The organism is Enterococcus sp. AMC1623 (assembly GCF_058216495.1).
On the sequence record NZ_CM177096.1, the window covers coordinates 1,003,666 to 1,023,486 of the forward strand.

Sequence of the window (19,821 nt, forward strand, 5' to 3'; positions counted from 1 at the left end):
GTGTTCTCACCTTTCTAAAATAACTAATTTTTCAGCTGGGAAGTTTAATTGAATTTCTTCACCAGTTTGGTAAACTTGTTGATCGCTACCATTCACTAACAACGTACCTAATTCCGTTGCTACTTCATATTGGTGGCTTTTGCCTAAAAATGTACGGACAACAACGGTTCCTTTTACTGCACCAGCATTGACGATTTGGATATCTTCGGGACGAATGGTTGCAACTGCTTTTTCAGCTGTTGCAGTTGAAATCGTTGAAGAAAGAATAGTATTATTTTTTGTCTGATAACCAGCTGCCGTTTTAGTTACATCAAAGAAATTTTCAAATCCAATAAATTGAGCGACAAATTGGGTTCTTGGTAAGCGATAAATGTTTTCAGGTGTATCATATTGCTCAATTACTCCGTTATTCATAATCGCTACTTTATCGGAAATCGAGAAACATTCTTCTTGGTCATGAGTAACAAATACAGTTGTAATTCCTAACTGTTGTTGAATTCGTTTGATCTCAATACGCATAGCTACGCGCAATTTAGCATCCAAATTCGATAATGGTTCATCCAATAATAATAATTTTGGTTCAATAATTAACGCACGTGCTAAAGCAACACGTTGGCGTTGACCACCAGATAATTGTTTAGGATAACGATCACCTAGGTTTTCTAAACCACAGATTGCTAACATTTCAGCAACACGTTTTGCGATTACTTCTTTGCTTTCTTTGCGTAATTTTAAACCGAAACCAACATTTTCAGCAATTGTTAAATGAGGAAATAATGCATAACTTTGAAAAACCATTCCAAAATTACGTTTATGAACAGGAATTTTTGTTAGATTTTCATTATCTAAAATAAACTCGCCATCATTCGGTTTGATTAAACCTGCAATCACTCGTAAAGTTGTCGTTTTACCACAACCACTCGGACCTAATAAAGAAACAAGTTCGCCTTTTTCCATCGAAATATTCATTTCTTCTAAAATATTTTGTTTTCCGTCATAACTCACACGGATGTCTTTTAGTTCAACAAATGACACGTTTTTCTCTCCTTTACGCAATAGACGCTAAGCCTAACGTTTTTTCAATCAGATACATCAAGCCGATTGTCAATAACATCAACATAACTGAAATTGCCGAAACGGTTGGATCGTAGTTGTATTCCATATAACTTAATAAAGATGTTGGTAACATTGTCACTCCTGGACCAGATAAAAACATCGATACAGGAACATTGTTAAATGAGTTAACAAATGCCAACATGAATGCAGCGAAAATTCCTGAAGAAACATTTGGTAGCACAATTTGCATAAATGCTCTAAAACGTGTACATCCTAATGTCCAAGCAACTTCTTCCATCGAATAGTCCAATTGATCCATACTTGAACCTACGACACGAATAATATAAGGTAAACTAATTAAAAAGTGTCCAATCAATAGCCCTTGAAATACTGGCAAACCTAGTGCAACAACAATAAATTGGAAAAGAGTATAGCCGACAACAATTCCTGGAATAACAGTAGGTGATAAGAAGAAACTCTTAATCAAATTTTTGCCTTTCACTGTGTATCTCGCTAATGCATAAGAAGCAGGAACACCGACTAATAACGCCAAAATAGTTGCAAGTAAGCCAACAATTAAACTTAATTTAAAACTCTCTAGCATGGTTTCTGAGCGCAGTGCATTGCCATACCAATCCAATGTAAATCCTTTGATAGGAAATTGAATCGCCGCAGCTGTTCCAAACGATGTCACAACGATTAGCAACAAGGGTAGAAATAAAAAGGCAAATACTAATATTGCAATAATCGTCATTCCTTTTTGTTTACGCATGATTCACTTCTCTCCTATCCATTCGACTAGCAATTACATTTAAACCTTTCATTACGATTAGCGTTGTAACAATCATAATCAAAGCAATAATAGCAACTGCATTCCAATCACCTAGCGTTGACGCTTTTTGGTAAAGGAACGTCGCTAATAACATTTTTTGATTTCCACCAAGCAATTGTGGTGTAGTATATGCTGTTAGTGTTCCGGTAAATACTAAAATACTCCCAACAATGGCACCTGGAATGGATAATGGCAAGACAATTTTGATAAAAGCGATAAATGGTGAAGCACCCAATGTTTCTGCAGCTTCCAACATTTCTCCTTCAATATTTTCCATTACGCCGACTAGTGTCATAATCATAGTTGGTAAAAATAGATACACAGAACCAATGATAATCGCAAATTCCGTGTAAAGTAAACTTAGGGGTTGGTCAATTATACCTACTGACAGTAAAAAATTATTAATAACACCATTTTTTCCTAAAATGTTAATCCACGCAAAACTTCGAATAACCGAGTTTGTCAATAAAGGAAACAAAGTCATTGCCATTAAAATGCCGCGCCATTTTTTCTGTAAACCAGCAATAAAATAAGCAGTTGGTATTCCTAAAATTAACGAAATAATCGTCACAATTCCTGACACGCGAATTGTTCTCCAAAAAATCCCACGGTTATATTCATCTTGAAAGAAAGCGATGTAATTACCAATACCTCCATTTTTAGGAAGAAAAGTAGGAAAGATACTCGCAATCAATGGAACCATTAAGAAAAATACTAGAAGGATAATTCCTGGTAATAAAATCATATATGGAATATTTTTTTTCATTGTTACACTCCTCTTTGTTTTAAGCACAGAGAGATTATACGGGATGAGTTCCTGGCTTTCAATAAAAAAACATAAAAAACATATCTATTTTTAACGAACGTTCGTATTTTGACCCATTATTTTTTTATCCACTACTACTTTTTTCTATAAAACAACAAACAAATCTAAGTATATCAATGTTTTCAACCCTAATCAATCCTTAATGATTTTGTTTTCATTTTATTATCATTCGTAAAAAATAGACTGAGACTCTAAAAAAGAATCTCAGTCTATTTTTTATTCTTCGATTGGTTCATTTTGGAATACTAATTGGTTATCTAACAAGCTAATTGTGACGTTTGTTTTTGGTAACACACGTCCAGAAACAATCTCTTTAGCGAGAGGCGTTTCGACTTCGCGTGTAATAAATCGGCGTAAGGGACGCGCACCATAAGCTGGCTCATAGGCTTGTTCTGCAATCCAAGATTTTGCATCATTAGAAATACTCAAGTAAATTTCTTGATTAACTAAGCGTTTAGCTAATTGGACAACTACCTTATCAACGATGCCTTTCACATTTTCAAGACTTAATGGTGTAAATAAGATGGTATCATCAATTCGATTTAAGAACTCTGGTTTAAAGTGTCCTTTTAGAATGGCCATTACTTGTTCTTCAACAGCTTCTGGAATTGTTCCATCGGCTGTTACACCTTCAAGTAATAGTTGGGAACCGATATTACTTGTCATAATTAACACCGTATTTTTAAAATCAACTACGCGACCTTTCGAATCTGTCAAACGACCATCATCCAACACTTGTAATAAGATATTAAATACATCTGGATGGGCTTTTTCAATTTCATCTAACAAAATAATTGTGTATGGATTACGACGGACGGCTTCAGTTAATTGACCGCCTTCTTCAAATCCCACATAACCTGGAGGCGCTCCGACTAAACGAGACACAGAATGTTTTTCCATGTACTCACTCATATCAATACGTACCATATGATCTTCTGAATCAAATAGGTTTTCGGCTAAAGCTTTTGCTAATTCCGTTTTACCAACACCTGTTGGTCCCAAGAATAAGAATGAACCTAATGGACGATTTGGATCTTGCAAGCCAGCTCGCGAACGAATAACCGCATCACTGACCGCATTCACTGCTTCGTCTTGTCCAATGACACGGCGATGAAGTGTTTCATTTAATTTCATTAATTTCTCGCGTTCACCTTCAACTAATTTAGTTACAGGAATACCGGTTAGACGACCAACAACTGTTGCAATTTCATTTTCTGTCACTGATTCTTGTACCATGCGTAAATGATCGCTAGCATCTTTGTTTTCTAATTCTTTTAATTCACGTTCTAATTGTGGGATAGTTCCATGACGTAAAACAGCGGCACGTTCTAAGTCATAATTATTTTCAGCATCTTCTAATTCGTGCTTAGCTCGATCAATTTCAGCACGTTTATTAGAAATTTCATTGACTTCTTCTTTCTCAGTTTCCCATTGCATCTTCATCGCATTAACTTCTTCACGTAATTCTGCTAATTCTTCTTGGAGAGAAGCTAAACGTTTTTTCGATGCATCGTCTGTTTCTTTTTTTAGAGCGGCCTCTTCAATTTCTAATTGCATTAAACGACGAGTCACTTGGTCTAATTCAGTTGGCATAGAATTCATTTCCACACGAATGGTTGCACAAGCCTCATCTACTAAATCAATCGCTTTATCTGGTAAAAAGCGGTCTGTAATATAACGATCGGATAGTGTTGCCGCAGCGACTAACGCATTGTCATGAATATTTACACTATGATGGATTTCAAAACGTTCTTTTAGTCCGCGTAAAATAGAAATGGTATCCTCAACAGTTGGTTCTTTTACCAACACTTTTTGGAAACGACGTTCTAAGGCTTTGTCTTTTTCCATATATTGACGATATTCATCTAGTGTAGTGGCGCCAATTGTATGCAATTCGCCACGCGCCAACATAGGTTTTAATAAGTTGCCAGCATCCATACTGCCTTCTGTTTTACCAGCACCCACAATATTATGAATTTCATCGATGAATAAAATAATGCGACCATCTGATTTTTTCACTTCTTGTAAAACAGCTTTTAATCGTTCTTCAAATTCACCACGGAATTTTGCACCAGCAATCAATGCTCCCATATCTAATGAGAAAATGGTTTTATCTTTTAAGTTTTCAGGAACATCTTTACGAACGATACGTTGGGCTAGTCCTTCAACAATGGCCGTCTTACCAACACCTGGTTCACCAATTAATACTGGATTATTTTTTGTTTTACGTGACAAAATACGAATAACATCGCGAATTTCTTCATCACGTCCAATAATCGGATCCATCTTGCCATTTTTCACTTGTTGCACTAAGTCAACACCATATTTTTCTAATGCTTTGTATTGCTCTTCCTGATTTTGTGAGGTCACTCGATCCCCTCCTCGCATATCTTCTATATTTTTACGTAATTCTTTTTCATTGATTCCTTGTTTGGTTAAATATTTTGTTAGTCGATAATTTTTTAACTTCATTAAAGCAAGTAATACAATTTCAGTTGATAAAAATTCATCTTGAAAAGATTCTCTTAATTTATCCGCTTCATTTAATAAATTGTATAAATTTTGGCTCATACTTTGCCCATATTGAACATTTCCACCTTCAATACTTGGATATTCATCTAACGCACGATCAACTTCTGTTTCAAAAGCATCCACGTCAATCCCAGCATCTGTATAAAAATTTCTTGCAAAATGATTTGGTTGTAAAAAGATTTTCCATAAATGGGCTATATCGATTTCTTGATGATGACGAGTCACTGCAATTTGTTGTGCTTCGGCAATTGCTCCTTGAAGCGTCGTCGTCATTTTCTCTATATTCATAACATTTCCTCCCATCATTTGACTAAGACTTATTGTCTTACAAGAATTATTATACGACTATGGTCAGTAAAGGTCAAAAAATAACCCTTAAAAGTCAAAAGTTTTTTTGACTGATTATAAAACGTAATAAAAAGCTTAGACACAGCTATCGTCTAAGCTTTCTAACAGTATAGTTAACAAAATTTGATAAAACGTTTTTGCATCTTATTCACTTGGTATCCCATTTTTTATAAAATGGGTGTGCATTGCTTCGATTTTCACCAGAATTTAAACGTATAGCCAAATAATTCCGTCGTTTTGCTTCGAGTTCTACTTCATCCATTAACTGCTTCCCAATTCCTTGCTGTTGGTGAGTTTCTAAAACAGCTAATCCCATAACGTTAAACATTGTTTCAGAATATAAATTATCATAGATTTCTGCATGAACATAACCAACTACTTGTTTCGTTTTAACGTCTTCATATACACGCAAAAAATGATGATGCTTCTCTTTCATTAGTTTTTGTAATTTATAGTTTCTGTTAGCTCTAAAGAAACAGCATAACCTAATTCCATTGCATTCAACTGTTGCAAAGCCAAAACGTCTTTTCGTTCAATTTTACGTAACATCTTGCACCTCTTGACTATTTAGGAAATTGATTTTTCATCTTATCGATATATTCGGCTTTTTTTGTATAGAGTTTAAATGAAATATGAAAGATACCACAGGCAATTAGGAGTCCTCCGTACATCAGATTTCCTTGCCAAAACACATATGTATTAAAGGCAGAAATTAGCAACAAAGCTATAAAAAAACAAAACAGCATTCGCAGAAATAATCCTTTTGCTTTAATTGTGTTAAAATAGGCAATCCATTTTCCTTCATCCATTTGCAATATCATTCTTTTCAAATGAAAAAACAACATTAACAATAGCACAGAAACCAATAGCGCTAAATAAATCGATACTAATACGGTGATAAATAAACTTAAAATATCTAAAACCAAGTAGACATCTCCTTGCATTTTTATTTCTTTCAAAGTCTACCATAGAATAACTATTGTCTCAATAATAGAACACCAGCCATCTTTTGGAATCAAGATGACTGGTGTTCGTCTGTTATTTCTCTTTTTTAGTTAACCATTTTACGCTGAAAAAAAGGGAGGAAACACTTAAAGCAAAACTAGCAACTAAGCAATTAAACCCTAATTTTAGTACAAAAAGATCTGCATCTTGCCACTTTGCAAGGTCAAAATTAGTTGTACCCACTTGTTTTACAGATTTCGATACCATAACAAATAGAATAATTGAACCAATCATTAATAAAATCGAACCGAGTTGTAACAGATGATTAATTTTTTTCATAGACCTTCTCTCCTTTGAAAACCAAAATCGAAAACGTTTTAATTAATTTTATCACATCACTTACTATACAACCAAAATTGCTACTTCTCTTATCAAAATACAAGACAATCCTAATCAAACATTCGCATAAATAAATCGTTTGCAGTAGAATAAACAAAAGGAGGAAATACTATGACAACAATTTACGATTTCACAGTAAGCGATCAATCAAATAATGATTTTTCATTAAATAACTATCAAGAAAAAGTTCTACTTATCGTGAATACTGCAACAAAATGTGGGTTCACGAAGCAATACGAAGCCTTAGAAAAATTATACAGCGAACTCGCTGAACAACCATTTGAAATTCTTGATTTCCCATGCAATCAATTTATGGAACAAGCACCAGGAACAAGTGAAGAAATCAATCAATTCTGTTCACTGAATTATGGCACTACCTTCCCACGATTTGAAAAAATTGATGTCAATGGTCCACAAGCCATTCCTTTATATCAATGGTTACGAAAAAATAAACCGACAGATGAAGGAAAAGAGGCTCAAGCTTTCGCTGAGAAAATGCACACTGTTCATCCCGATGCAGAAATTGATGCAATTAATTGGAATTTCACAAAATTTTTAGTCGATACCAAAGGACAAGTCGTACATCGCTACTCCCCAACTGTTGAACCTGCAGAAATCAAAGAGGATATTTTAGCTTTGTTAGATTAAAAAAATTCCTCGCCTGTTTGGATAGGTGAGGAATTTTTTATACGTTCAAAAGATACAAGAATTAACTTCCTTGTTGTTTCTTATTTTTATCTAAAGCCTTATGCAAAAGGATACTGTCAAAATCTAATCCTTTAATTAGAGTAAGGAGATATTCATTTAGCTTATTCATTTAACAACAATTCTGCTTGATAATCACAACGTTCATAATCATCTATATCGACAGGCACTTCATTAAAGCCAAACAATTGATAAATATGCAATGCTGTTTTCAAATTTTTATTGGAATAGATAACAATTTTTTTCGCACCTTGCTCTTTTACATAATTTATTGCCTCAGTAAATACTATCTTCCCTGCGCCTCTTCCTTGGAATTTTTCGTTTGTAGCAAATTTACAAATTTCCCATACTTTCGGTTGCAGTTCAGTCACCATACACGTTGATAAAACATGATCATCCTCTATCGCGAAAAAAATCATTCCACCTTGCTCTATATAAGTTTCCACATTTTCTAATTGTTCTAAATCATGTGGTTCGATTTTAAAAAATTTATCAATCCAACGCTTGTTCAAATCAATAAAGTCTTGTTTATATTTTTCTTTATAACGAATAACCTGCATCTTTTTTCCACCTTTTTTATTAAATATGTTGCCATACCCATTTTTCATCCATTAATTCTTTGTTCTTCCATTTGGTAGTCGGAACTGCTTCAGTTAAAGTAAACCCACTTCTTGCATATAGATTTCTAGCTTGTGTTAATTCATTAATCGTCCATAAATAAACGTGTTGCACTTGTTTTTCTGTAATAAATTGCATAAGCGTATCTAATAATTGCTTACCTAAACCTAAATGCTGATAATTTGAATCTACAGCAAACCAATGAATTTCCCACTTATTTTTCTCATTTTCAACAATTCCAATCGATCCTACACGAATACCGTTGACTTTCGCAATCCAGATTTTTCCCGACCGAGGTTTCTCCGTATAACGTATCAAAGAAGTTAAAATATGCGTTTGAATGGCATAATGATACCCTAGCTCTGTATACAATCTACTATGCAAGTCTGCAATAAAACCAATATCTTGAGTGGTTCCTTCATCAATTGCGATGTGATTGTTTTTTTCATAAGTATTTTTAAAAATAGTCATCGCACAATCTAATCGTTGCATTTCTTGTTTAGAATACGGAAGTAACTCTTCTCTCAATCCTAGACGCACAATTTCAGTTTGTTCTAAATACATCTGTGTCCCTTTTTCAGTAAGAGATAAAATAAAAGAACGTTTATCATTATTATCTGGTACACGTACTACGAGACCATTTTTTTCAAATTTATTTAACATTTTACTTAGTTGCCCTTTATTCATCATTAAGTTTTCACTAATATCTTTAGCGCTTAATGCATGATTATTATAAATTTCAGCGATTACGTTTGCTTCACCAATTGTAAATAATTTACCATAAAATTTAAAATCAAATTTCCCTAATAAATTTGCATAAAATCGGTTAAACCCACGAAATTTATCTATAAAGTATAAGTTAGTCACCTATCGAATCCTCCTTTATTTATAATTTATACATTTTAGTTTAATTTGTAAACTAAAATAGAACCTCATGTAAACTAAATACAAAAAAAGATAGAAAGCTATAATAGCTTTCTATCAAATCATTTTACTTCTCTTTCTTTTTCTGACTATCTAATCCAGCACCAATGGCAACGCCAAGTGCCACCCCTAAAGCAATACCTAGAGCTAAATTATCAAATAATAAACCAAATACGACACCAAAAGCGGGACCTAATGCGACACCAAGAGCTGTATAATTTACATCATCTTTTTTCTTCATATTCGTCACTCCCTTTGGTTTTCTCAATTTAAGCCTAACAAAAATTGGATGTTGTGGCAATTATTTTAAATAATTTCAGGTAAATCCTTCAAATACATCTCGCAAGCATTCGTAGCTTCAGACAGAGTGATCATCGTTTGACTGTTTGGTTTCACATAAATAGTTGGATACGTGTATTCATCCTCTTCCGAATTAGGAACAAACGCCAATTTTTCTACTTTCCCATCAAAATCTGCCTGAATCCCTTCTTTATTTCCACGCGCATCTAATTTTACCCATCTTTTTTTGGAGTGTAGATAGACTGCATTAAGCGCATGAATGCAATATTTGCCTGTTTCTTTATCCATTAGCAATAAACGTTGGTAACAAAATCCTGTGGGAATCGTTTCATTCCGTAAAATAGCTGCTAATAAATTAGCCTTTGCATAGCAAATTCCATGACCAGCATGTAATACCTCTAGCGAAGTTTTAGTGACTTCATTTTGTTGAACATCCCAAGAATGGGCAATTTTATCTCGAACAAAAACAAATGCTTTTTGAACCTTTTCTATTTCTGTGTCACTTACCAAAAACAACGTCTCTGTTAATTCTTTAATTTCTTTTGAATGAATCGCTAGTTCTGGTAAGTCCTCTACGTAAGCAGATAATTCATCTACTTCAACATTCATCCGCTATTCACTTCTCTCTGCCTTCAATTCTTCTAATTCATTTGAAATAGCATTTTTACGATCGACTAATACACCAACAAATCCAAGTAAAAATGGTAAGACATACGATGCAAAGCGATATAACAACATAGATGATACGGCATCCACGGTTCCTACTAATGGACTAAATAAAAAGAGATAGACAAATTCAAATGCTCCGATACCCGCAGGAGAAGGCAAAACACCCGCCAAAACGAGGGTGAAACTAATCAAGGAAAAGACTAATAAAAAGTCAATATCTGGATGATTGTCTACTAAACAAACATACGGAATGAGATACCACATGCTCAATTTCAATAAATTTAACAAATAAATTTTAACAAGGGCTGTTCGATCTTTTAAAACAGAAGAAACAGTTTCTCGCAAAGAATAGATTTGAATATTGCACCGATCAACAAAATCACGCATTTTTTTTGTCTTTAAGAAACGATGACACAACATGACAAAACCAACTTGTAATTTTAAACTTATTGAGATAACTAAAAAGAATGAGATAATCACACCTGTCATGACCATGCCCAATAAAATCAATGGAATCATTTTAGGCGCATGTTCATAAAACAGAGAAAATTGGATAATTAATGCAAAGATAGCATAGGTTAGAATAGCACCTTTATACATAATCATATGTAGCGCTGCAACACCCATCCCTTGCGAAACTTTTAATCCTTTACGATTATAAAAATTAATTTCTGAGATTAACGTCCCCATGCCAAATGTAATCACCCGATAAAAAGCCACATAAAAAGCCGTTAGCATTCCATCAAAAATACGAAATTTCTTAGAGAAGCCGGTCACAATTGAACGAATAGACCAACCTTCAAAAAATTGATAGGCAATTCCTAAAAAAACGACACCCACTAAAACAATAATCGTTGTTTCTTTTAATTCCGCAAGTATGTCGGATAAAGAATTTTTAATTAAATAAAACATGATTCCAAAAATCAGTAATAACGCTAAAATATTTAAGATAAATTTAGCTTTTGCATTTATTTTCATTTCATTCTCCTAACTAAAAAAGAGCAATAAGGTACCGACCCCCGAAAGTTAGAGTAATAAATCTAACTTTCGGGGGTATTTTTATGGCTAAATATAGTGAAGAATTTAAAATAAAGCTTGTTACGGAGTATTTGGATGGAAATATTGGTTATAAATTATTGGCGAAGAAATACAATATGCCTTCTGCAACACCATTACAAAATTGGGTAAGAGCTTATAAAACACAAGGGATGGAGGGATTAAAACGAAGAAAAAGGAAGGAAGTATATCCTGTTCAATTTAAATTAAATACGATACAATTTATGTTAGACACAGGTGCTTCTTATCAGGAAACGACTGAACAATTCGGATTAAATAATCCTTCATTAATTTATCGTTGGATGAAAGATTTTAATTCTCAAGGGATAGAAGGCTTGAAACCAAAATCAAAGGAGCGACCTTCTATGACTAAGAAACTAAATAAACAAACGAAAAAGGAAGAAAACAAGTTCACACGTGAAACGGAGTTAGAACGAGAGAATGAACTACTGAGATTAGAAATTGCCTATTTAAAAAAGCTGAGAGCTTTTCGGGAAAATCCGAATGTCTTACTCGAAAAGCGCAAGCAAAATGGGCATTCGAACTTAAAGAAGAAGGGTTCCGATTAAAGGATATTATCCTAGTTGTGGGAATTCCCGAAGCAACCTATCACTATCATGTCAAGAACTTCGGAAAAGAAGATCTGGATATCGAACTAAAAGAACGCATTACTCACCTATTTAAGGCGTTTTATGAACGTTATGGATATAAACGGATTACAGACGAGTTAAAGAAATTAGGATACTGTATTAATCATAAAAAGGTGTATCGCATTATGCGAGAGCTAGGATTAAAGTGTGTAAAATTCATGCGAAAATCCCGTAAATACAATTCATATAAAGGAACTACTGGAAAAATAGTGAAGAATCGATTGTCACGTCGGTTTAGTACACCTATCCCATTTCAGAAACTAGTAACTGACATTACGGAATTCAAATGTCTAGGGGAAGAAAAGTTGTATTTAAACCCTATTCTTGACCTATATAATGGAGAAGTGATTGCGTTTGGAATTAAGAAACGCCCAACATTAGATTTAGTCATGGAGCCACTAAATGAAACAATAGAGATAATAAAGAATCACGCAACCTACCGTACAACTATCCATTCGGATCAAGGTTGGCATTACCAACATAATAAATGGGTAAAAACATTAAATAAAAACAATGTATTCCAGAGTATGTCACGTAAAGCAACGTGTGCAGACAATGCTTCGATGGAGAATTTCTTTGGCATATTAAAACAAGAAATGTATTATGGAGAGAAACTAGTCAGTTATGAAGAATTAAAACGACGAATTAAAGAATACATCTACTGGTATAACCACGTACGATCAAAAGTAAAATTGGCTGGACTGAGTCCGGTCGAATACCGAATTCAATCCAGCCAATCAGCTGCATAATAAAAACTCTAACTTTTAGGGGTCGCCACCTAATCCATCAAAAACGACACCAACTAGAAAGCAAACTAAAAATTTAGGTTTACGCGTCTTATGATGGAAAAAAGCGCGTGCAAGTAGACCACCTAGACCTCCACCAATAATCCCAAAAAACAAAAGATTTGCTTCTGGTACACGCCATCGTCTTTTTTTTGCTTGCTGCTTATCGTAGCCCATTAAACAAAATACATACACATTGACCAGTATCAAATACATCCATACCGGATTTTGAATTATTTCTGACATATAAACCTCCATACCTATAGGATAACTTACAATGAGAATTTATCAATAGAAAAGCAGACAATTCTCATCGTCTGCTTTTCCTTTATTTTGTTGAAGGTGTAAACACTGCTAATTTTTGATGAATCGCTTGTAAGTGAACAGGTAAATCATCTGTTGGGTCTCCATCGGTTCGAGTAACAATTTTTTTCTCATCAGTCAATGGTGTTAGTGTGGCTTCTTTGGCTGAAAAATAAGTTACTCCTGGAATTTTATGAAATTCTCCTTTAAAAATACGTGGAATATTATAAATAAAACGGAAAAATTGCAATTTCGGAATAATCGTCACATGCATTTGTCCATCATCTGGTGTGGCAGATGCATCAAATTGAGTAAATCCACCAACTGAATTTGTCATAGTAATTGTCACTAAATGCGCCTTTCCTTGCCAAAAATCATCTTCTGTTTGAATAGAAAGTGGATATTTTCGGCGCTTGAATAAGATACGGAAAAAACGTTTTGTAAATGCCAATGGACCATATTTTTGCTTTTCTTCTTGACTAACTTTCGATGCAGTATCTGCTAAAATACCAACTGTCATAGTCGAAATCATCACATCATCGTTCACCTTTGCATAATCGATTTTACGTGTGTGTTGATTAATTATTACATTAAAAGCCTCATCTTGTTCTAACGGAATAGCTAATACACGAGCTAAATTATTAACTGTTCCACCTGGAATCAAGCCGACTTGATATTGGTCAATCGTTTCTTGGAACATGCGAACCACATGATGGACAGTGCCATCGCCGCCAATAACTACAAGGGTGTCGATTTGATGATCTTTTGCACTTTGAAGAATTTTCTTTTCATCAACATCTGGATTTGTGACTTGAAAAATAATTTTTTTAACATCTTTGTTATTTTTCACAAAGTTTTTGAAGTTATTAGCAATTTGCTCACCTTCGTTTTTACCAGACGTATCATTATAAATGACCATGATTTTCATCTTACTCACCCCTAAAAAAGATAGTAAAGTTCAATTCGACTTTACTATCTTTTTTGTTATTTTGCAACTAATTCAGCGATTTTGACAATAACGTCTGTTGCTTTTTCCATCGCTTGTAAAGAAACGTATTCAAAACGACCATGCATATTTTCGCCACCTGCAAAAATATTTGGTGTTGGAATTCCCATATAGGAAATTTTTGAGCCATCTGTTCCACCACGTACTGGTTCAATAATTGGTTGGATTGCTAATTCATGCATCGCTTGCTCAGCAACATCAATGATACTCATATCTTTTTCAATGACTTCTTTCATGTTGTAGTATTGGTCATACATATGAACAGCAACACGTTCTTGATCGAACGGATGGTTCATTTTTTCTTGAATTTCTGTAATTAGATTTTTACGTGCTTCAAATTTTTCGCGGTTATGGTCACGAATAATGTAGCTCATTTTCGCTTCTTCTACAGAACCAGATAATCCCATTAAATGGAAGAATCCCTCATAGCCATCTGTTTTTTCAGGAACTTCGTCCGCAGGCAATTGATTTTGAAAATCGATTGCTAATTGTAGTGCATTAATCATGGTATCTTTTGCTGTACCAGGATGAACATTCTTACCATAAAAAGTAATATCTGCTTGTGCTGCATTGAACGTTTCGTATTGTAATTCACCTACTGGACCTCCGTCCATCGTATAGGCAAATTGAACGTTGAAATCTTCTACATCAAACTTATCAGCGCCAACCCCGATTTCTTCATCAGGACCGAATGCCACTTTAATTTCACCATGTGGAATTGATGGATTAGCTAACAAAATTTCCATTGCTGTCATAATTTCTGCTATCCCTGCTTTATCATCTGCACCTAACAAGGTAGAACCATCTGTAGTGATTAATGTTTGACCCGTGTAATTCTTTAAATTAGGAAAATCTGCGGTAGTTAAGACATATTTCCCATCTTTATCCAATGGAATATCAGACACACCGTCATAATTTTCTATAAGTTGTGGATTGACATTGACCGCATTAAAATCAGCTGTATCCATATGTGCGATAAATCCAATTGCTGGCACTTCTTTATCGGTATTTGCTGGTAAAGTTGCTAGGACAAACCCATTTTTTTCATTGTAATGGACATCAAATAAACCTAATTCTTCTAACTCATTTTTCAATGTATGCGCAAAAGCAACTTGCGTTTGCGTTGAAGGTGTTGTAGTGCTTTCTGGATTTGAACGTGTTTCTGTTGTTACATAACGTAAAAAACGTGGTAATAAATTTTCGTACATCTGACATTACTCCTCTTATCTAAATTGGAAAGGATTGGTATTTGTTTCAGATGGGATAAATTCGATATCCCATTGCTGTTCTTTTTTCCATTCTTCCATTTTTTCTATGAATTTTGGTACACAGACAACTTCAATGTTATGACCAGGATCGATAACTGTCAACCCATTTGTTTGCATATCATGCGCTGTATGATAATAAACATCGCCTGTAATATAGACGTCTGCGCCAGCTTTTAATGCATCTCCATAAAAATTACCACCTGAACCACCACAAATGGCAATTGTTTGAATCATTTTTTTAGGTTGCTGTGGTTCAATCAACCGCAAACCATCTAATTGAAAAACTTCTTTCACTTTTTGTGTAAAGGCATCAATCGACATTGGCTGGGCTAATTTCCCCACACGACCTAATCCAAATGTTTGTGGTGGATTGTCCAACGTTAAAATATCATAGGCAGGCTCTTCGTAAGGGTGAACAGAAAACATCGCTGCTAATACTTGTTGTTGAATTGTCTCAGGGTAAAGTACTTCAATTCGGGCTTCTTGTACTTGCTCTGCTTTATTTGCTGAACCAATCGCTGGATTGGCTGCCTCGGTTGGCGTAAAACGTCCCGTACCAATCAACGAATAACTCGTATGATGGTAATTCCCTTGTGTTCCTGCACCGGCATCACCTAACGCTTGACGCATCGCTGCACTTGCTTCAACAGGAACATACACAGCTAATTTTTTAAAGTGAATCTCATGTGTTTTTTTCAAATAATTTGTCACTTGAATACCCAACATTTCGCAAAACCAATCATTTAGTCCGTCTTCGATGATATCCATGTTTGTATGTGCGGCATAAACAGAAATGTTATGACGTAATAAATCAATATACATCTTTGTTTGTAAATCATCTTCAGTTAAACGCTGAATAGGACGAAAAATAGGCGGATGCTTAGCTATAATCAAGTCAATTTTTTTTTCAATTGCTTCTTCCACAACTTCTGGACGAACATCTAAAGTCATCATCACACGTTGAATCTCACGGTCTAATGTTCCAATATGTAAACCGACTGGATCGCCTTCTTCTGCTAACCATAAAGGACAATATTCTTCAAAGCGATGAATAAATTCTTTGGCTGAAAGGCTCATGCCAAAACCTCCTTAATCCAAGCAAGTTGCATTTTTATTTCTTCAACTTTTTCTAAAGGTTTTTCTTCAGCTTTTTCTAATTGACTTAACACACGTTCTTTAGCAGTTAGTTCACGTTGCCATTTTTGGAAGAAAACCTCATTTTTTTCTTCTAATAATTTCGGACCAAAAAATAATTCTTGCTCAGTATAGGTCGTAGGTTTCTGTTTTTCGGCAACAATAATTTCATACGTCTTTTTGTTTTCTTCTAAAATTTCTTCTTCAATAATTGCATAGTCATTTTGTGCTAACCATTCCCGTAATGTTTTCTCACCGATATTTGGTTGGAGGATGAGACGTTCAGTACCATTCATTCGACCATTATTTTTACCACTTTCTAAAATTGAGCGAATTAATGTCCCTCCCATACCGGCAATGGTGATTGCGTTAATTTCATCATTCACTTCAATCGCTTCTAAACCATCAGCTAAACGGACAACAATCCGATCTGTTAAACCACTTTTACGGACTTGCTTTTCAGCTGATTGAAAAGGCCCCCTAACAACTTCACCGGCTACCGCGAATGTAATTTTATTTTTTAACATCAACGCTACGGGTAGATAGGCATGATCTGAACCAATATCTGCTAATCGTGCATCTTGGGGAACATGCGAACCAACACGTGCTAAGCGTCGTGATAATTCTTGTTCGTTCATTAAAATTCCTCTTTTCTCACTAAAAATTCTCTTAAAAATGGCACAACACCATATTCAAGAGAATACTCAATATTTATGGTAATAAGGTAATATTTTCAATTGCATTTCCAGCAACTTGTGGTGGAATTGACGCTGTGGTTGCTGGAAGTCCCTTTAAGGTTACTTCTACTTTACTTCCTTTGCGCCACGCCCGCCAATAAGCAATATCTTTGGTTTTCACATTGATACCGACCCCATGCTGAATAAAAATGTCAACAATATTTTCAGGGTCTTCAATTGATTCCACATTTTCTAAAAACAATAAGACACTGTCATCTTCCATTGCTGATTCTTCAAGATGCTCTGTCAATGTTCCTGTAAAAATAGTTCGTGATTCCATTATTTCACTACTCTCAGTACTTTCTTTTGTTTCAGGTGTAGCATTTTGAGTACCACAGCCTGCCACAAAGACTAAACTTAATCCTAAAAGACTACCTAGTAGCCAGTTCTTCATTTGGTTTCACCTCTATTGATTTCGTCGATTACGCCCACTCATGCTAACCTCTTTGGTCAAGTAGCGAATACGTTCCATAATACGTTTAGCTTTTAATGGTTCTTCTTCACCACGTTGCGTAACAGACAGATGTTTTTCCAATTCTAACATGGTAAAGTTAGAGGTGAAAAACGTTGGGAGTTGTTCCTGCATCCGATATTGCAAAATCACACCAAATACTTCATCCCGAATCCAGCTACTCATGGCATCCGCACCAATATCATCTAACATTAAAATCGGCGCTTTTTTGATAGCTTCCATTTTTTCAGCGACTTGATCTTTACCAATTGCTTGTTTCATTTCAACAGCAAATGAAGGGAAATGTAACAGCGTCGATGAAAAACCTGCTTCTGCTAAATCACGAGCAATTGCCCCTAGAAGATAGGTTTTGCCAATACCAAAACTGCCGGCTAAGTACAAGCCCTTATGAAAATTTTTTGGTTCTTCTTTGTACGCTTCAATAAAATCAATTGCTGCCATTAATGCTTCACCACGTCCAGCAGTTCCTTCATAGGTAGCAATACGAGCTTCTTGGATGTCTTTTGGCATATTCAACGCTTGCACGCGGTTACGCACTTCTTCTTGATGTCTTCTAGCTAATAATTCTTCAGTTGGGATATACGTCACATCGACTGAATGAAAATTTAACATCAACTGAGGCTCATATCCCGGTGCAATTTGGGCTGGATCATTTAACTCAAATTTACGTTTTTCTTGAACAAACTCATAAAGTTTTGCATAACTACGCTCAATATCTTGTTGGGTTAAACGATTTTTATGCAGATCTAAAAAATTACGCACATCGACGTCTTGTAAAACTTCTTGCATCATTTCTTCAAAGCGTGTCCGATAATTTTTTTGATCTAATAGACGATTTAAGTTTTTACCTACATCTTCCATCATTTTTCACCTTCTTTGCGTTGTAAATATTCTTGCAATCGTTGATTAATTGCTGCTTGTTTTTCGGAATCTTCCACTTCTTCAACTGGATTATCAACCCAGTCAGGTAATGTTTCTTTACGAATCGGTTTGCGGTAATTGGTTCGTTGGGTTTCTCGTTTTTCTTTGGCTTCTTTAGATTCTTTAACCAGTTGTCGAACATGTTTAATTGCCTCTTCAGGACTTTTAATTCCCATTTCGGACCAATTGGTTGCAATTCGATTAACAAAGCTCGCTTGTAATGAACTATTGTTTTGTACCACTAGCACATAATGCATCAAAACATTGATGACGCTATTGGCTAGCGGACTTTTCTCAATCAATGATTTCAACAACCAGCTTTCTGAATCCGCTACAAAACTATGCTTTTCTTGCTTGATTGCTTGTAAAAAATCAGCTGGTGCTGTCGCTTCACTCATCTGAATTAAACCGATATCTTGTTCAGAAAATCCCGACTGACGCAATGTATTGAAGCGACGAGTTTCAGCATCTTTTGAAACATAAATCCCTGTCTTTTTTTGTGGTATTTGCTTTGTATGACGTGCTACAACCTTAGCAAGCTCTTTTTCATTCACTTTACCGTCAATAAAAGATACTGCTTCCGTCATCAAGTCAACTAATTCCATCTCATCAAAGCCATAGAGATTTTGGTAAAGAACTAATTGATGATTAAAGGATGTCGTAAAGTTTGTACGTGAAATATATTTTTTCTCAGCTAAGTTAAGTAAAAAGTCCCAATCAATTTGAGAAGCATCAAGCTGAATACCATTGTTTTTATTCACATCATAGACTTGTGCCACTTGTTCTAATTTTGATGATTTGCGCATAAATGATTCTTCGTTAATTGAGCCATACACATCTTTAAAGCGACACGTAATTTCTTGATAGTTAGAGACATCGAGCTTTTTAGGCTTAAAACGTTCAACCATTTGATTAAATTTTCGCTCCCCAATTGCACTCCATAGCAAAAAACTATATGTTTCATCTTTAAAAAACACTTCTGGATGTAATGGTTCTTCTAAGCGATATAAAAACATTCGACCAAACTCTACATCTTCTTTCATAAAAACAGAAAGCAATCCCATACCTTCTAATTGTTTACGAGCATGTAAAAAATCTGGCAAACCGATATTTAATGCATGTAACATATCAATGTGCGCAAAGTCATTTTCAAACGAATCTTCCTCATCACCCAATAATGCATAATACAGAGCCAAAGCTTGTGCACCAATAATTGGTTGGTAGAGGTATAATAAACCATCATTGCCTTCTTTTGTTAAAGGCAGGCTCTTGAACACTTGATAAATATGATTTGGTTGGACTTCATCCCAAGCGGTCTTCACAAAAGCCCCTCCT

23 protein-coding genes are annotated in these 19,821 nt (G+C 34.9%); 3 read left to right on the plus strand and 20 right to left on the minus strand.

Annotation, left to right across the window (positions count from 1 at the left end; translation table 11 throughout):
- Nucleotides 1-6 precede the first annotated feature (6 nt).
- From AC4BC7_RS05010 to AC4BC7_RS05040, 7 genes are all read right to left on the minus strand, one after another.
- Nucleotides 7-1,035 carry an ATP-binding cassette domain-containing protein gene (locus AC4BC7_RS05010; protein ID WP_207940790.1) on the minus strand — a complete coding sequence of 343 codons (1,029 nt, stop codon included), beginning with the start codon at nucleotides 1,033-1,035 and terminating at the stop codon, nucleotides 7-9.
- A 13-nt stretch (nucleotides 1,036-1,048) separates the two neighbouring features.
- The gene (locus AC4BC7_RS05015) at nucleotides 1,049-1,828 is read right to left on the minus strand and encodes an ABC transporter permease (RefSeq protein ID WP_207940791.1); all 780 of its coding nucleotides are present in this window, start codon (nucleotides 1,826-1,828) and stop codon (nucleotides 1,049-1,051) included.
- On the minus strand, nucleotides 1,821-2,654 hold the full coding sequence (locus AC4BC7_RS05020; RefSeq protein ID WP_490504038.1) for an ABC transporter permease: 834 nt from the start codon (nucleotides 2,652-2,654) through the stop codon (nucleotides 1,821-1,823). The genes AC4BC7_RS05015 and AC4BC7_RS05020 overlap by 8 nt, the downstream gene beginning before the upstream one ends.
- 276 nt (nucleotides 2,655-2,930) lie before the next feature.
- Nucleotides 2,931-5,534 (minus strand): ATP-dependent chaperone ClpB, encoded by a 2,604-nt coding sequence (gene clpB / locus AC4BC7_RS05025; RefSeq protein ID WP_207940793.1) that lies wholly within the window; start codon nucleotides 5,532-5,534, stop codon nucleotides 2,931-2,933.
- Nucleotides 5,535-5,742: 208 nt separating this feature from the next.
- Complete coding sequence (locus tag AC4BC7_RS05030; protein ID WP_243430502.1) at nucleotides 5,743-6,006, minus strand: GNAT family N-acetyltransferase; 264 nt, start codon at nucleotides 6,004-6,006, stop codon at nucleotides 5,743-5,745.
- A gap of 151 nt (nucleotides 6,007-6,157) precedes the next feature.
- On the minus strand, nucleotides 6,158-6,520 hold the full coding sequence (locus tag AC4BC7_RS05035; RefSeq protein WP_490504040.1) for a hypothetical protein: 363 nt from the start codon (nucleotides 6,518-6,520) through the stop codon (nucleotides 6,158-6,160).
- A gap of 112 nt (nucleotides 6,521-6,632) precedes the next feature.
- Nucleotides 6,633-6,878 carry a hypothetical protein gene (locus tag AC4BC7_RS05040; RefSeq protein WP_207940795.1) on the minus strand — a complete coding sequence of 82 codons (246 nt, stop codon included), beginning with the start codon at nucleotides 6,876-6,878 and terminating at the stop codon, nucleotides 6,633-6,635.
- A gap of 171 nt (nucleotides 6,879-7,049) precedes the next feature.
- Between AC4BC7_RS05040 and AC4BC7_RS05045 the strand changes: the two genes are divergently transcribed.
- Entirely contained in the window at nucleotides 7,050-7,586 is a 537-nt protein-coding gene (locus AC4BC7_RS05045) for a glutathione peroxidase (RefSeq protein WP_207940796.1), read from the plus strand.
- A 161-nt stretch (nucleotides 7,587-7,747) separates the two neighbouring features.
- On the opposite strand, the gene AC4BC7_RS05050 is transcribed toward AC4BC7_RS05045, so the two are convergent.
- The 5 genes from AC4BC7_RS05050 to AC4BC7_RS05070 form a co-directional block, all read right to left on the minus strand.
- On the minus strand, nucleotides 7,748-8,251 hold the full coding sequence (locus tag AC4BC7_RS05050) for a GNAT family N-acetyltransferase (RefSeq protein WP_243430505.1): 504 nt from the start codon (nucleotides 8,249-8,251) through the stop codon (nucleotides 7,748-7,750).
- Nucleotides 8,223-9,128, minus strand: coding sequence for a GNAT family N-acetyltransferase (locus AC4BC7_RS05055; protein WP_207940797.1), 906 nt, complete (start codon nucleotides 9,126-9,128; stop codon nucleotides 8,223-8,225). Before AC4BC7_RS05055 ends, AC4BC7_RS05050 begins: the two co-directional genes overlap by 29 nt.
- A gap of 124 nt (nucleotides 9,129-9,252) precedes the next feature.
- A complete protein-coding gene (locus tag AC4BC7_RS05060) occupies nucleotides 9,253-9,426 on the minus strand; it encodes a glycine zipper domain-containing protein (RefSeq protein ID WP_207940798.1) in 174 nt (57 codons plus the stop codon).
- A 65-nt stretch (nucleotides 9,427-9,491) separates the two neighbouring features.
- Nucleotides 9,492-10,094, minus strand: coding sequence for a transglutaminase-like domain-containing protein (locus AC4BC7_RS05065; protein ID WP_207940799.1), 603 nt, complete (start codon nucleotides 10,092-10,094; stop codon nucleotides 9,492-9,494).
- 3 nt (nucleotides 10,095-10,097) lie between these two features.
- The gene (locus AC4BC7_RS05070; RefSeq protein WP_207940800.1) at nucleotides 10,098-11,132 is read right to left on the minus strand and encodes a lysylphosphatidylglycerol synthase transmembrane domain-containing protein; all 1,035 of its coding nucleotides are present in this window, start codon (nucleotides 11,130-11,132) and stop codon (nucleotides 10,098-10,100) included.
- An 83-nt stretch (nucleotides 11,133-11,215) separates the two neighbouring features.
- Between AC4BC7_RS05070 and AC4BC7_RS05075 the strand changes: the two genes are divergently transcribed.
- Both AC4BC7_RS05075 and AC4BC7_RS05080 read left to right on the plus strand, forming a co-directional pair.
- Nucleotides 11,216-11,779 carry a helix-turn-helix domain-containing protein gene (locus AC4BC7_RS05075; protein WP_311055572.1) on the plus strand — a complete coding sequence of 188 codons (564 nt, stop codon included), beginning with the start codon at nucleotides 11,216-11,218 and terminating at the stop codon, nucleotides 11,777-11,779.
- Nucleotides 11,665-12,609, plus strand: a complete 945-nt coding sequence (locus AC4BC7_RS05080; RefSeq protein ID WP_490504395.1) for an IS3 family transposase — start codon at nucleotides 11,665-11,667, stop codon at nucleotides 12,607-12,609. The genes AC4BC7_RS05075 and AC4BC7_RS05080 overlap by 115 nt, the downstream gene beginning before the upstream one ends.
- A 15-nt stretch (nucleotides 12,610-12,624) precedes the next feature.
- Here the strand turns inward: AC4BC7_RS05080 and AC4BC7_RS05085 are convergent, their stop codons facing one another.
- The 8 genes from AC4BC7_RS05085 to AC4BC7_RS05120 form a co-directional block, all read right to left on the minus strand.
- Complete coding sequence (locus AC4BC7_RS05085) at nucleotides 12,625-12,891, minus strand: DUF1294 domain-containing protein (RefSeq protein ID WP_490504041.1); 267 nt, start codon at nucleotides 12,889-12,891, stop codon at nucleotides 12,625-12,627.
- Between the two features lie 82 nt (nucleotides 12,892-12,973).
- Entirely contained in the window at nucleotides 12,974-13,876 is a 903-nt protein-coding gene (locus AC4BC7_RS05090; RefSeq protein WP_207940802.1) for a diacylglycerol/lipid kinase family protein, read from the minus strand.
- A 56-nt stretch (nucleotides 13,877-13,932) separates the two neighbouring features.
- On the minus strand, nucleotides 13,933-15,162 hold the full coding sequence (gene pepT / locus AC4BC7_RS05095; protein ID WP_207940803.1) for a peptidase T: 1,230 nt from the start codon (nucleotides 15,160-15,162) through the stop codon (nucleotides 13,933-13,935).
- 15 nt (nucleotides 15,163-15,177) lie between these two features.
- Nucleotides 15,178-16,299, minus strand: a complete 1,122-nt coding sequence (locus AC4BC7_RS05100; RefSeq protein WP_207940804.1) for a Nif3-like dinuclear metal center hexameric protein — start codon at nucleotides 16,297-16,299, stop codon at nucleotides 15,178-15,180.
- A complete protein-coding gene (locus AC4BC7_RS05105) occupies nucleotides 16,296-16,994 on the minus strand; it encodes a tRNA (adenine(22)-N(1))-methyltransferase (protein ID WP_207940805.1) in 699 nt (232 codons plus the stop codon). The genes AC4BC7_RS05100 and AC4BC7_RS05105 overlap by 4 nt, the downstream gene beginning before the upstream one ends.
- 73 nt (nucleotides 16,995-17,067) lie before the next feature.
- A complete protein-coding gene (locus AC4BC7_RS05110) occupies nucleotides 17,068-17,487 on the minus strand; it encodes a hypothetical protein (protein ID WP_207940806.1) in 420 nt (139 codons plus the stop codon).
- A 12-nt stretch (nucleotides 17,488-17,499) separates the two neighbouring features.
- Nucleotides 17,500-18,426 (minus strand): primosomal protein DnaI, encoded by a 927-nt coding sequence (dnaI, locus tag AC4BC7_RS05115; RefSeq protein WP_207941461.1) that lies wholly within the window; start codon nucleotides 18,424-18,426, stop codon nucleotides 17,500-17,502.
- Nucleotides 18,426-19,808: a DnaD domain protein gene (locus tag AC4BC7_RS05120; RefSeq protein ID WP_207940807.1), complete on the minus strand. Its 1,383-nt coding sequence runs from the start codon at nucleotides 19,806-19,808 to the stop codon at nucleotides 18,426-18,428. Before AC4BC7_RS05120 ends, dnaI begins: the two co-directional genes overlap by 1 nt.
- Nucleotides 19,809-19,821 lie beyond the last annotated feature (13 nt).